General features: G+C 65.9%; 9 protein-coding genes and 1 pseudogene. 1 reads left to right on the top strand and 9 read right to left on the bottom strand.

From position 1 onward, the window contains the following. Positions 1 to 424: 424 nt before the first annotated feature. From ACS5PK_RS08525 to rimP, 9 genes and pseudogenes are all read right to left on the bottom strand, one after another. A complete protein-coding gene (locus ACS5PK_RS08525) occupies positions 425 to 2089 on the bottom strand; it encodes a formate--tetrahydrofolate ligase (protein WP_439439805.1) in 1665 nt (554 codons plus the stop codon). Between the two features lie 110 nt (positions 2090 to 2199). Then, positions 2200 to 3318 carry an enoyl-CoA hydratase/isomerase family protein gene (locus ACS5PK_RS08520; protein ID WP_439439804.1) on the bottom strand — a complete coding sequence of 373 codons (1119 nt, stop codon included), beginning with the start codon at positions 3316 to 3318 and terminating at the stop codon, positions 2200 to 2202. 39 nt (positions 3319 to 3357) lie between these two features. Then, positions 3358 to 4248 carry a DMT family transporter gene (locus ACS5PK_RS08515; RefSeq protein WP_439439803.1) on the bottom strand — a complete coding sequence of 297 codons (891 nt, stop codon included), beginning with the start codon at positions 4246 to 4248 and terminating at the stop codon, positions 3358 to 3360. A gap of 124 nt (positions 4249 to 4372) precedes the next feature. After that, entirely contained in the window at positions 4373 to 6205 is a 1833-nt protein-coding gene (gene typA, locus ACS5PK_RS08510; RefSeq protein ID WP_439439802.1) for a translational GTPase TypA, read from the bottom strand. A gap of 90 nt (positions 6206 to 6295) precedes the next feature. Continuing rightward, positions 6296 to 7294, bottom strand: a complete 999-nt coding sequence (gene truB / locus ACS5PK_RS08505; protein ID WP_439439801.1) for a tRNA pseudouridine(55) synthase TruB — start codon at positions 7292 to 7294, stop codon at positions 6296 to 6298. 29 nt (positions 7295 to 7323) lie between these two features. Next, positions 7324 to 7716 carry a 30S ribosome-binding factor RbfA gene (rbfA, locus tag ACS5PK_RS08500; RefSeq protein ID WP_439439800.1) on the bottom strand — a complete coding sequence of 131 codons (393 nt, stop codon included), beginning with the start codon at positions 7714 to 7716 and terminating at the stop codon, positions 7324 to 7326. A 74-nt stretch (positions 7717 to 7790) separates the two neighbouring features. Continuing rightward, entirely contained in the window at positions 7791 to 10760 is a 2970-nt protein-coding gene (gene infB / locus ACS5PK_RS08495) for a translation initiation factor IF-2 (protein WP_439439799.1), read from the bottom strand. Positions 10761 to 10810: 50 nt separating this feature from the next. Beyond that, entirely contained in the window at positions 10811 to 12289 is a 1479-nt protein-coding gene (gene nusA, locus ACS5PK_RS08490; RefSeq protein ID WP_439439798.1) for a transcription termination factor NusA, read from the bottom strand. A gap of 143 nt (positions 12290 to 12432) precedes the next feature. Next, positions 12433 to 12915 (bottom strand): annotated as a pseudogene (rimP, locus tag ACS5PK_RS08485) (ribosome maturation factor RimP); the annotation flags it as partial. Between the two features lie 532 nt (positions 12916 to 13447). Between rimP and fabI the strand changes: the two are divergent. Then, on the top strand, positions 13448 to 14227 hold the full coding sequence (gene fabI, locus ACS5PK_RS08480; RefSeq protein WP_439439797.1) for an enoyl-ACP reductase FabI: 780 nt from the start codon (positions 13448 to 13450) through the stop codon (positions 14225 to 14227). Positions 14228 to 14253: the final 26 nt, after the last annotated feature.

The raw sequence follows: 14253 nt of genomic DNA, 5'->3' as shown, positions 1-14253 counted from the left end.
TATCGCAGGCAGCAGGGCCTGAAGCGTCCGACGCCACCCGGGACTGCAGCGGTGCCGGCCGCCGGGATCCCGCGGCCTGCAGACGGACGGCAGCGCACAGGGCGAGCACGTCCAGGTTTGTGGTGCGCAGACAGCCCGCTGGATGGCGGGGCAGGTCCTGCGCCACGTCGAGAGATCCCCGTTCCAGCGGCACGCGCCGGAACACCCTTGCTCTGTTGTGCTTGATGCCCCCGCAGCGCCCGCGAGGAAAGCTGCGGCGGGATGGTATGGCAGGAGGGTGCGGCACCTGCTGGACAAGCCCCCTGCGGACAATCCTGCCCTCACGGGCCTGCATAGGCCGGCGCGCCGCCCTCGAAGTATCGGCAGCCGCGCCGCCTGGAGGCCCCGTGCCTACCCTCAGCAAACGGTGCCTGGCTGTGCCGCTTCAGAACAGCCCGTGGATGCGCCCGCCGTCATCCAGGCCGATGCGCTCGGCGGCCGGCGACTTGGGCAGCCCAGGCATGGTCATGATGTCGCCGCAGATGGCCGTAACGAACTCGGCCCCCGCATGCAGGCGCAGCTCGCGCACGCGCAGGCGATGCCCCTGCGGCGCGCCCAGGCGCTTTGGATCGCTGCTGAAGGAGTACTGCGTCTTGGCGATGCACACGGGCAGATCGCCGTGACCCAGGGCCGTGATTTCCTCCAGCTGCCGGAAAGCCATGGGATCGAACTCGATGCCCTCGGCGCCATAGATGCGGGTGGCCACGGCTTGCAACTTGTGCGCCAGCCCCTCGGTGTCCTGGTACAGCAGGCCCAGAGGTGGCGCCTCTCGCTCGCAGGCCAGCACGACGGCACGTGCCAACTCTTCAGCCCCTGCCCCGCCCTGCGCCCAATGGCTGGCCAGCACGCAGCGCACACCCAGGCGCTCGCAGGCAGCCTGCACGAGGGCGATCTCCTCGGGCGTGTCACTGTCGAAGCGGTTGATGGAGACGATGGCTGGCAGGCGGTAGTGCTGCTGCACGTTGTGCACATGGCGTTCAAGGTTGGGCAGGCCCAGACGCAGGGCCTCCAGAGCATCAGGCGCGCCCTGCCCGTGGTGCTTCAGGGCCCGGATGGTGGCCACCACGACAGCGCAGGACGGCCTCAGGCCCGACTTGCGGCACTTGATGTCGATGAACTTCTCGGCGCCCAGGTCGGCACCAAAGCCGGCCTCGGTGACCACGTAGTCGGCCATGCGCAGCGCGGTCCGCGTGGCCATCACTGAATTGCAGCCATGGGCAATGTTGGCGAACGGGCCGCCGTGCACGAAGGCCGGATTGCCTTCCAGGGTCTGGACGAGGTTGGGCTGGATGGCGTCCTTGAGCAATGCCGCCATGGCGCCGTCGGCCTGCAGGTCGCGGGCGGTGACCGGCTTCTTGTCGGAGGTGTAGCCGACGATGATCTGGCCCAGGCGTCGCTTGAGGTCCGCCAGCGAGTCGGCCAGGCACAGGATGGCCATCACCTCGGAAGCCACGACGATGTCGAAGCCGTCTTCGCGTGGATAGCCGTTGCCCGGACCGCCCAGGCCCGCGGTGATCAGGCGCAGGGCGCGGTCGTTCATGTCCACCACGCGGCGCCAGCTGATGCGGCGCACGTCCAGCCCCAGCACATTGCCGTGGTGGATGTGGTTGTCGATCATCGCGGCCAGCAGGTTGTTGGCCAGGGCGATGGCGTGGAAGTCGCCGGTGAAGTGGAGGTTGATGTCCTCCATGGGCACCACCTGCGCATGGCCGCCGCCGGCCGCTCCGCCCTTCATGCCAAAGCAGGGACCCAGCGAGGGCTCGCGCAGGCAGATGATGGCGTTGGCGCCGATGCGGTTGAGCCCGTCTCCCAGGCCCACGGTGGTGGTGGTCTTGCCCTCGCCTGGCGGCGTGGGTGTGATGGCGGTGACCAGCACCAGCTTGCCGCGCAAGGGCAGCTTCTCCAGCCGGCGCAGGGCCCCGAGGCTGAGCTTGGCCTTGTAATGGCCGTAAGGAACGAGTTCGTCCTCGGCAAGGCCCAGACGCTCCTGGGCCAGAGGAAGGATCTTGCGCAGCGTGGCGGCCTGGGCAATCTCGATGTCGGTGGGCATGCAGCGCTCCTGGTGGGATCGACGGGCGCCCGAAACAGCAATGGCGCGTCAGGACCGGTAGGCCCTGCGCGCCATTGTGGTGCCGCTACCGGAGGCCGGCAAGGGTCAGGTCATGCCAGATCGCTCAGAGGATGATCCTGCGCAGGCCAGGGGCTCCGGAAGAAGGCGGCCACCATCTCAGGCGTCACGTCCTCGATGCGGGCCGGATTCCAGCGCGGCGCGTGGTCCTTGTCCACGGCCAGGGCGCGGATGCCCTCGACCGTCTCACTGGCGACTCCAGGCCTCAGATGGAAGCAGCGGTGGACCAGGTCGCGCTCCATGCGCAGATCGTCGGCCAGGCTCATCTGGCGGGCACGGCGCAGCTGCTCCAGGGTCACGGCCATCATCAGCGGCGAGCGCTTGCTCAGCATGGTCAGGGCATGGCGCGCCCACTCGCTGCCATCAGCGGCCAGCGAGGCCATGATGGCGGGCACGCTGGCGGCACCGAAGTGGTGGTCGATCTGCCGGCGCAGCTCGCGATGGTCTGGTGTCGGGGCCAGGTCCACGCGTTCCATCACCGTGGCCACCACATGCTCGGCACTGGTCTGCGGGGCCTGGCGCAGGGCCTGGACCAGCTCGGGCAGCACGCTGCTTTGAACGAAGACATCGCCCAGCCCCATCTCGATGGCATCGCCTGCGGCGATGGGCTGACCGGTCAGGGCCAGCCATTCGCCGGTGTGGCCAGGGCACTGGCCCAGGAAGAAGCCGCCGCCCACGTCTGGGAAGAGTCCGATATTGGTCTCGGGCATGGCCAGCCTGGAGTGCTCAGTCAGCACGCGCAGGCGAGCCCCCTGGCTGATGCCCATGCCCCCGCCCATCACCACGCCGTCCATCAGGGCGATGTAGGGCTTGGGAAAGCGGTGGATCAGGTGGTTGAGCGCATATTCCTCGGTGAAGAAGTCCTCCAGCGCAGGGTCCCCGGCCAGGGCGGCCTGGTGGAAGAAGCGGATGTCTCCACCGGCACAGAAGGCCGCCGGCTTGCCCTCGCGGCCCTGGCCCAGGATGGCCACCGCCTGGATGGCGGGCTCGGCGGCCCAGGCTTTCAGCAGCACCGTGAGATCGCGGATCATGGCCAACGACAACGCGTTGAGTGCCTGCGGACGGTTCAGCGTGATCAGGCCCAGGCAGCCATTGACCTCGGCCAGTATCTGGCCGTCAGACTGCAGTGTCGGGATCAGGGGGGACGTCATGACTACTCCGTTTTCTTGTTCAAGGCGCGCGTGCTCTCCTCAGCCCGCGCGCCGCCAGCCCAGCCATTCATTGCCGACCAGCGCGGCCAGCACCATAGCACCACCCCAGAGGGCAGAGGAAGAAGGGGCTTCCCCCGCACCCCACCAGGCCCACAAAACCCCGAAGATCACCTCGAGCAAACCCAGCAGGGCCACCTCGGGCGCCGGCAGCACGCGGGTCAGGCGCACCACCAACAGGCAGGGAATGGCCAGTTGCGTCAGGCCCAGGCCGGCCAGCAGGGTCAGGTCATGCGCGTTGGCCGCGAAGGGCCAGGCCAGGGGCAGGGTCATCAACGCGGAAAGCACCGCGCCGATCAGCACGGCCGGCAGCATATCCGGCTTCTCCTGCGCCGAATCGCTGTGCGCGATGCGCTGCAACAGTGTCCAGTTGCTCGCTGCCGCCAAGGGTACCGCCAGTGCTACGCCCATGCCGGCCAGGCTGGCCAGGCTGGCCGCACTGCCCTGCATCTCGTGCCCGAACATCCAGGCGATGCCCGCACTGCCCAGCACGATGGCCAGCCAGGTCCGCAGCGGCAGGCGGTGATGCAGGAAGAGCCGCGAGAACAGCGCCGTGAGCAGCGGCCCGAGCGCCATCGTGACCAGCACGTTGGCGACCGTGGTCATGGTGATGGCCATCATGAAGGCGGTGAACATCACCGACCAGCACAGCCCCGAGATCCACACCGCCCGCGGCATGCGCGGGAGTTGGCGCCAGAAGGCCCTGCCACGCATCCACGACAGCGCCAGCACCAGCGACAGCGCATTGAAAGCACTGCGCCAGAACGTCACCTCAAAGCCTCGGGCGACCTCCAGATGCCTCGACACCACCCCTGCCGTGCTCCACAGCAAGGTCACCAGAATCATCAACAGGACAGCTCGACGATGGCTCATGACGACAAAGCGGCCCCAGCGGGGCCGCTTTCAACCTTCTGGCTGGAACCCCCTCCTGGAGGGGGGCTGGGGGGAGCCGCATTCCCGCGCACAGCGCAACGCATGGCGCGGGAAGCCGCAGCCATCAGGCTGCGGATTCGCGCGACATGCGCTTGCGCTCGTGCTCGACCAGGTAGCGCTTGCGCAGACGCACGCTCTTGGGCGTGATCTCGACCAGCTCGTCGTCATCGATGAAGTCCACGCCATACTCCAAGGTGAGGTCGATGGGCGGCGTGATCTTGATGGCGTCTTCCTTGCCGCTGACGCGGAAGTTGGTCAGCTGCTTGGTGCGGGTGGCGTTGACCACCAGATCGTTCTCGCGGTTGTGGATGCCGACGATCATGCCCTCGTAAACAGGATCATTGGCCTTCACGAACATGCGGCCGCGGTCGTCCAGCTTGCCCAGCGCATAGGTGAAGATTTCACCGGCGTCCATGGAGATCAGCACGCCGTTCTTGCGGCCGCCGATCTCGCCCTTATGGGCTTCGTAGCCGTCGAAGATGGAGGAAATCAGGCCGGAACCGCGCGTCAGGTTCATGAACTCGTTGGAGAAGCCGATCAGGCCGCGGGCCGGGATGCGGTACTCGAGGCGCACACGGCCGTGGCCGTCCGGCTCCATATTGACCAGATCGCCCTTGCGCAGCCCCAGGGCCTGCATCACGCCGCCCTGGTGGATTTCCTCGACGTCAGCCGTCACCAGCTCCATCGGCTCGCACTTCACGCCGTCGATGTCCTTGAACATCACGCGCGGCTTGGACACGGCCAGCTCGTAGCCTTCACGGCGCATGTTTTCCAGCAGGATGGTCAGGTGCAGTTCGCCGCGCCCGCAGACCTCAAAGACGCCGTCCTCGTCGGTTTCCTTCACGCGCAGGGCCACGTTGTGCTGCAGTTCCTTCTGCAGGCGGTCCCAGATCTGGCGGCTGGTGACGTACTTGCCTTCGCGACCGGCCAGCGGGCTGGTGTTGACGCAGAAGTTCATCGTCAGCGTCGGCTCATCGACCTTCAGCATGGGCAGGGGCTGAGGATTGACCGGGTCGGTGACGGTCACGCCGATGCCGACTTCGTCGATACCGTTGATCAGCACGATATTGCCCGGGCCGGCCTCGGTGACCTGCACACGGTCCAGACCCTGGAAGGTCAACACCTGGTTGATGCGGCCGGTGATGGACTTGCCATCCGGGCCTTCCATCACGGCCACATTCATGCCGGGCTTGATGGTGCCCTGGCTGATGCGGCCCACGCCGATTCGGCCGACGAAGGTCGAGAAGTCCAGCGCCGAGATCTGCAGCTGCAGCGGCGCCGTGGGGTCACCCTTCTGCGGCGGCACGTGCTTGAGGATGGTGTTGAACAGGGCCGACATGTCGGGGCCCCACTGGGCGCCCGGCTCGCCCTCTTCCAGCGAGGTCCAGCCGTTGATGCCCGAGGCGTAGACCACGGGGAAGTCCAGTTGTTCGTCCGTGGCGCCCAGCTTGTCGAACAGATCGAAGGCGGCGTTGATCACGGAATCCGGCTTGGCGCCGGGCTTGTCCACCTTGTTGACCACAACGATGGGACGCAGGCCCAGGGCCAGGGCCTTCTTGGTCACGAAGCGGGTCTGGGGCATGGGGCCCTCTTGCGCATCGATCAGCAGCACCACGCCGTCCACCATGGACAGGGCACGCTCCACCTCGCCGCCGAAGTCCGCGTGACCCGGGGTGTCCACGATGTTGATGTGGGTGCCTTCCCAGGACACGGCGCAGTTCTTGGCCAGGATGGTGATGCCGCGCTCACGCTCGATGGCATTGCTGTCCATCACGGTGTCGACGACCTTCTCGTGGTCGGCAAAGGTGCCGCTCTGACGCAGCAGCTGGTCCACCATGGTGGTCTTGCCATGGTCAACGTGGGCAATGATGGCGATGTTGCGGATTTGGGTGCTCATAAATGCTCGCTAGGTAATCATCGTTGCGGCGCTTGCAGGGCGCCGCCGCGGGACAGTCGTGGGGCCAGTGCGGCCGAGAAATCAGCCGGATCAGCCGCCGGGCCCGGCCAGGAGGGACTGCACCTCCTGCGGACTCAACAGCCGATCGGCGATCAGCTCGCCGGCCTTCACATGTGCGCTGCCCAGGAATGCTTGAGGTTCGGGCCCATAGACCCTCACCTGCTCGGCATCTGCGGCGGCAACGCGGCGCCGCAGTCCCGAGAGGAATCGCCCGGCCTCGCCGGCATCGAGCCGGAGGGCGGGCCAGTCCTGCAGCAGGCTGTCCGGCGGGCGCAAGAGCGCCAGTCGCTCGTCTTCACTCATGGCCGCCAGGGCGTCCAGGGTGATGGCATCCTCCACCCGCAGCGGACCGCTGCCGGTGCGCCGCAGCGCGCTCAGGTGCGCGCCGCAGCCCAGCCGCTCGCCAATGTCCTCCCCCAGGGTCCGGATGTAGGTCCCCTTGGTGCAGCGCACGGCGATGCGAAGCTGTTGTACCTCGACATCCTGCCAGTCCAGGATGTCGATGCGATGAATGGTGACGCGCCGCGCGGGGCGCTCGATGGTGATGCCCTGCCTCGCATAGTCGTACAGGGCCTTGCCCTCGTGCTTCAGCGCCGAGTGCATGGGCGGGACCTGGTCGATCTCGCCCACGAAGGCCGCACAGGCGGCCTCGATCTGCTCGCGGGTGACGGCCACCGGGCGGCGCTCCAGCACCTCGCCCTCGGCATCACCGGTGCTGGTCTTCACACCAAGCTGCAGCACGGCCTCGTAGGCCTTGTCGGCATCCAGGCTGACCTGGCTGAACTTGGTGCCCGCGCCGAAGCACAGGGGCAGCAGGCCGGTGGCCAGCGGGTCCAGGGTGCCGGTGTGGCCCGCCTTCTCGGCACGCAGCAGCCATTTCGCTTTCTGCAATGCGTCGTTGCTGGACAGACCCAGGGGCTTGTCCAGCAGGAGCACGCCATGCACCGGCCGGCGCTGGATGCGCTGACGGGGTGCCTTGGCCGGCGCGGGGTGCGCCTGCTCGGGGGCGAGATGGGTGGAACTGCTCAAGCGTCTTCTCTGGAATGCGGTGGCGGGGGTCAGTCTTCGCGGTCGTCGTCGGCCCGGTCCTCGTCCTTGGCGCGCGTGGCGTTGGCCTTGGCGATCAGGCTGCTCATCTCGGCCGCACGCTCGATGCTGCGGTCGTAATGGAAATGCAGGGTCGGGACGGTGTGGATCTGCAGGCGCTTGAAGAGCCCGTTGCGCAGGAAGCCGGCGGCCTCGTTGAGGGCCTCCGCCGACGCCTCTGGGTCGCCGACCAGCACCGAGAAGAAGACCTTGGCGTGGGCGTAGTCCGGCGTCACCTCGACGGCATTGACGGTGGCCATGCCGACGCGCGGATCCTTGAGCTCACGGATGAGCTCGGAGAGGTCGCGCTGGATCTGGTCGGCCACACGGAAGCCGCGGTTGGGAATGGAACGCTTGTGTCGCATGGTGGATTCCTTTCAAGCACAAACCCCGCCGCATTGCTGAGGCGGGGTTTGTCGGCCGGGGCCCGCTTGCCTTGTTACAGCGTACGCGCCACTTCCTTGATTTCAAAGAACTCGAGCTGGTCGCCCTCGGCGATGTCGTTGTAGTTCTTGAGCTTGATACCGCACTCGAAGCCTTCCTTGACTTCCTTGACGTCGTCCTTCTCGCGGCGGACCGATTCGACCTCGCCGGTGTAGATGACGATGTTGTCGCGCAGCAGGCGGAACTTGGCGTTGCGGCGCACCAGGCCGGAGGTGACCATGGAGCCGGCCACCGTGCCGATCTTGGAGGCGACGAAGACCACGCGGATCTCGGCCGTGCCCAGGGCTTCTTCCTTCTGCTCCGGCGCCAGCATGCCGCCCATCGCTGCCTTCACCTCATCCACGGCGTCGTAGATGATGTTGTAGTAGCGCAGGTCCACGCCGTTGTGCTCGGCCAGCTTGCGGGCACCCGCGTCAGCACGGGTGTTGAAGCCGATGATGATGGCCTTGGAGGCGATCGCCAGATTGACGTCCGACTCGCTGATGCCACCCACGGCGGCGTGCACGATCTGCACCTTGACCTCGTCGGTCGAGAGCTTGAGCAGCGAGGCAGCCAGGGCTTCCTGCGAGCCTTGCACGTCGGCCTTGATGATCAGTGGCAGGGTCTGGACATCGCCGGCGGCCATGTCGGAGAACATGTTCTCCAGCTTGGCGGCCTGCTGCTTGGCCAGCTTGACGTCGCGGTACTTGCCTTGGCGGAAGGTGGCCACTTCACGGGCGCGGCGTTCGTCGCCCAGCACCATGAACTCGTCACCGGCCTGCGGCACTTCGGTCAGGCCCTGGATCTCCACCGGGATGGAAGGACCTGCTTCCTGACAAGGCTTGCCGTCCTCGTCCAGCATGGCGCGCACGCGGCCGTAGGTCGAGCCGGCCAGCACCACGTCGCCGCGCTTGAGCGTGCCGCTCTGCACCAGCACCGTGGCCACGGGGCCGCGGCCCTTGTCCAGCTTGGCTTCGATGACCAGGCCCTTGGCCATGGAGGCCACCGGTGCCTTCAGTTCCAGCACTTCGGCCTGCAGCAGGACTTGCTCCAGCAGGCTGTCGATGCCTTCGCCGGTCTTGGCGGACACGGGCACGAAGGGGGAATCGCCACCGAATTCTTCCGGCACGACTTCCTCGGCCACCAGCTCGCTCTTCACGCGATCCAGGTTGGCGCCCGGCTTGTCGATCTTGTTGATCGCCACGACCAGGGGCACGCCGGCCGCCTTGGCGTGGTGGATGGCTTCCTTGGTCTGGGGCATGACGCCGTCATCGGCCGCAACGACCAGGATGACGATGTCGGTGGCCTTGGCACCACGGGCACGCATGGCCGTGAAGGCCTCGTGACCCGGGGTATCCAGGAAGCTGATCATGCCGCGCGGCGTGTCGACGTGATAGGCGCCGATGTGCTGCGTGATGCCGCCGGCTTCGCCCGCGGCCACGCGGGCACGGCGGATGTAGTCCAGCAGCGAGGTCTTGCCGTGGTCGACGTGGCCCATGACGGTCACGACCGGTGCACGCGGCAGCAGCTCGTGTTCCTTGTCGGCGTCGGCGCCCTCCTCTTCCAGGAAGGCATCGGGGTCGTCCAGCTTGGCGGCAAAAGCCTTGTGGCCCATTTCCTCGACCACGATCATGGCCGTTTCCTGGTCCAGCTGCTGGTTGATGGTGACCATCTGGCCCAGCAACATCAGCTTCTTGATGACCTCGGAGGCCTTGATGGACATCTTGTGCGCCAGATCCGCGACCGAGATGGTCTCGGGGACGTGCACCTCTTGCACCACCGGTTCCGTCGGGGCGGAGAAATTGCTGTTGCCACCGCGGTCGTTGCGGTCGCCACGGCGGCCAGCGCCACCCTTGGGCGCGCGCCAGCCCGGCGTGCGCGCAGCACCTGCAGGAGCGGTGTCACCACGCGTCTTGAGGCCGCGCTTCTTGGCGGCGTCATCGGCCCAGCTGGACGACAGCTTCTCGCTCTTGACGGACTTCTTGTCGCCCGGCTTGGCACCCGCACCTGCATTGGCCGTGGCGGGAGCGGCAGCGCCCGGGGTGCCCGGCTTCTTGTGGATGGTGCCCTTGATTTCCTTGGCAGGCTCGGCGGGCTTGGGCTCTTCCTTCTTCGCGACCAGCACCTTCTTAGGTGCGCTCATCATCGCGCGGATGGCAGCAGCCTCGGCCTCTGCGGCCTTGCGGCGGCGCTCCAGGTCAGCCTGGCGCTGCTTTTCGTCGGCAACGCTGTCGCCAGCCTTGACCACGCGCAGTTGGGGCTTGGGCGGCTCGGCCGGTGCAGCAGCCACCGGTGCGGGTGCCGACGCCGGAGCAGACACAGCCGCGGGTGCCGGCGCGGCGGGCGCGGCGGGCGTAGCAGGCGCAGCGGGCTTGCCCTCGGCGGAGGCCTTGGCGGCGGCTTCGGCGGCAGCCTTGGCGGCGGCTTCTGCAGCAACCTTGGCGGCAGCCTCGGCAGCAGCCTTGGCTTCGGCTTCGGCAGCAATCCGGGCTTCCTCATCGCGGCGGCGCTGTTCCTCGGCCTCGCGGGCACGGCGCTCGGCCTCCTCACGCTCACGCATGCGGGCCGCCAGCTCCTCTTCCTGCTTGCGCAGGGCATCGGCCTGTGCGCGGGCTTCTTCCTCGCGGCGCTGCAGCTCGGCTTCCTGCTCGGCTTGCAGATTGGACTCATCCACGCCAGAGGCATCGTCACGCTTGACGAACACGCGCTTCTTGCGCACCTCGACCTGGATGGTGCGGGCCTTGCCGCTGGCATCGGCCTGCTTGATCTCGCTGGTCGACTTGCGGGTCAGCGTGATCTTCTTGCGTTCGGCGCTGCTGGTGCCATGCGCGGTGCGCAGGTAGTCCAGCAGACGCTCCTTGTCGGCCTCGTTGAGCGCATCTTCGGCAGACGCCTTTTTGACGCCGGCAGCTTGGAGCTGCTCAAGCAGCGTGCTGGCAGGCCTGTTCAGCTCTGCAGCAAACTGGGCGACGGTGGTCACAGCCATGTGGGAATCCTTCTGGGTAATCTGGGTGCGAATGGTTGCGTGCCTGCGGGTCAGGCGTTGAACCAGTGTTCGCGGGCCTTCATGATCATGGCGCGGGCCTCAGCCTCGCCCATGCCGGCCAGTTCAACGAGTTCATCGACGGCCAGGTCGGCCAGGTCGTCGCGGGTATGGATGTCACCGTCTGCGAGCTTGGCGATCAGGTCCGGCGTCATGCCTTCCAGATCGCGCAGGTCTTGGGATACTTCCTCGACCTTTTCCTCGCGGGCAATTTCCATGGTCAGCAGCGCATCCTTGGCACGGGTGCGCAACTCGTTGACTGTGTCCTCGTCGAAGGCCTCGATCTCCAGCATTTCCTGCATAGGCACATAGGCCACTTCTTCCAGGCTGGTGAATCCTTCGGCGATCAGGATCTCGGCCACCTCCTCGTCGACGTCAAGCTTGTCGACGAAGAGCTTACGGACCGATTCCGACTCCTGTGCTTGCTTGGCGGCCGATTCCTCGGCCGTCATGATGTTGATGCGCCAGCCCGTCAGCTCGGAGGCCAGCCGCACGTTCTGGCCGCCGCGACCGATCGCGATGGCCAGGTTTTCCTCGTCCACGACCACATCCATGGCGTGACGTTCCTCGTCCACCACGATGGACTGGACGTTGGCCGGCGCCAGGGCACCGATCACGAACTGGGCCGGGTCTTCCGACCACAGCACGATGTCCACTCGCTCGCCAGCCAGCTCATTGGTCACACCGTTGACACGCGAACCACGCACGCCCACGCAGGTGCCGATGGGGTCCACGCGCTTGTCATGCGACAGCACGGCAATCTTGGCACGCGAACCCGAGTCACGGGCACAGCTCTTGATCTCCAGCAGGCCCTGCTCGATCTCAGGCACTTCCTGAGCGAACAGCTCCTTCATGAACTCGGGGCTGGAGCGCGAGAGCATGATCTGCGGGCCACGCTGGGTGGGATCCACGCCCAGGATCACGGCACGCACGCGGTCGCCGGTGCGCAGGTTTTCCTTGGGGATCATCTCGTTGCGGCGCAGGCGGGCTTCCACACGGCCGGATTCGGCAATGATGTCACCCTTGTCCAGGCGCTTCACGGTGCCGATGAAAATCTTCTCGCCACGGGAGAGAAAGTCGTTCAGCAGTTGCTCGCGCTCGGCATCGCGGATCTTCTGCAGGATGACCTGCTTGGCAGCCTGCGCGCCGATGCGGCCGATGGGCACGGACTCGACGGGTTCCTCGATGTGGTCATCGATCTCGATGTCGGGAATCTGTTCCTGGGCTTCAAAGAGCAGGATCTCGGCATCGGCGTTCTGCAGGCCGGCCTCGTTGGGCACCACATGCCAGCGGCGGAAGGTCTCGTACTCGCCGGAGTCACGGTCGATGGCCACGCGGATGTCGACCTCACCGCCATACAACTTCTTGGTGGCCGAAGCCAGGGCCGCTTCCACGGCACCAAACACCACATCGCGCTCCACGCTCTTCTCGCGGGAGATGGCGTCCACCAGCATCAACAGTTCGCGGTTCATTGATCGAGACCTCCGTCAATCTTGTCGTCCTCATCGGCAGTCTCCACAGACTGCCGGGCCTTGGCGTTGCTCTGCTTTTTCTTCGCAGGTTTCGCGGCTTTGGCCTTCATTGCTGCGGCCTGCCCGGGAGTGGCAGCGCCCTTGGGGGCGGCGTTGCGCCCCTTGAAAGTGATTTCCGGCACCAGCTTGGCGCTGCGCACCTCGTCCAGGGCGAAGTCCAGCGCCTGGTCGCTCTTGCCGTCGTTGAAGACCACGCGCCAGCCCTCGCCTTCTACGGACAGGACGCCACGGTACTTCTTGCGACCCTGGAAGGCCTCGCGCAGGGTGATCTCGACCTCGTGGCCGACGAAACGCTGATAGTCGGCCAGCTTGTTGAGCGGGCGATCCACCCCCGGCGAGGACACCTCAAGCCGGGCGTAATCAGCCCCTTCCACCTCGAGCACGTACTGCAACTGGCGCGTCACGCGCTCGCAGTCGTCTACCGTAATCACCTCACCGGCCAAGGCCTGCTCAGGCAGCTTGTCAATGTAGACACGCAGCAAACCGCCGGCACTGCGCTCGCAGTCCACCAGCTCGTAACCCAGACCGGTCACGGTTTTCTCTACAGCAGCTTGCCAATTCGTCATGCGTTCGGTGTGGGCTTCTAGTCTCTCGAGGAGCAAAAACAGCAATCAAAAAGCGCCTGAAGCTCTGCCGCGCGGGCACGTTGACCAGACTTTCGCCGGGTCAGCGCGGACTCCCCGCACCGCAGAGCACTCAAGCGGTCGCTCGACCGATGATGCACACACCGAGACACCCCGAGGCGCACATCACCAACCAAACAGAAATTCAGAACAAAAGTGCCATCGCCAGATCAAGCAAAAAAAATGGGCTGGAAAAATCCGCCCACATCTGGGTGCCTTGCGACACCCCTCTGCACGTCGCCTGATGCAGCCTTCAGAGAGCGCTTGCTACAAGCGCCTGCAGCATTTTCAGCCCTTGCAGCCCTTGCAGCGTTTGCCAGCCACTCTCTTCGATGCACGCCATCCAGCGTTCACTTATTCAGCGAAGCCAGGATTGTACTATGCAAGCACCATGCCCGCAAGAACCCGGCTTGCCCAGAATCGAGGCCGTGCGAGAATCCCGCGCTGATTTGAACATTGATACCAAGGAGCAGACATGGGATTTCTCGCCGGCAAGCGCCTGCTGATCACGGGCGTCCTTTCGAACCGGTCGATTGCCTATGGCATTGCCAAGGCCTGCCACCGCGAAGGCGCCGAGCTGGCCTTCAGCTATGTGGGCGAGCGCTTCAAGGACCGCATCACCGAATTCGCTGCCGAGTTCGACTCCAAGCTGGTTTTCGAATGCGATGTCTCCAGCGACGAGCAGATTGACAGCCTTTTCGCGCAGTTGGGCGAAATCTGGCCCGAATTCGACGGCTTTGTGCATTCCATCGGTTTCGCGCCGCGTGAAGCCATTGCAGGCAATTTCCTGGATGGCCTGACCCGCGAGAATTTCCGCATCGCCCACGACATTTCGGCCTACAGCTTCCCGGCCATGGCCAAGGCGGCCGCGCCACGCCTGCGCTCCGGCGCCTCGCTGCTGACGCTGTCCTACCTGGGCGCCGACCGCTATGTGCCCAATTACAACACCATGGGCCTGGCCAAGGCTTCGCTGGAGTCCAGCGTGCGCTACCTCGCCTATGCCTTGGGTGAGCGCAACATCCGCGTCAACGGCATTTCCGCCGGCCCCATCAAGACACTGGCCGCCTCGGGCATCAAGGACTTCGGCAAGCTGCTGACCCAGTTTGCCGCCACCACGCCCATCCGCCGCAACGTGACCATCGAAGACGTCGGCAACACCGCCGCCTTCCTTTTCTCCGACCTCTCGGCCGGCATCAGCTCCGAAGTCATCTACGTCGACGGCGGCTTCAGCCACGTTGCCCTGTCGGGCGAGTGACCCCCTACCGGCTTCGCCAGCCTCCT

This window comes from Roseateles sp. DB2 (assembly GCF_051857535.1).
Taxonomy (GTDB): domain Bacteria; phylum Pseudomonadota; class Gammaproteobacteria; order Burkholderiales; family Burkholderiaceae_C; genus Roseateles_B.
This window is presented reverse-complemented; position numbering and strand designations above follow the sequence as displayed.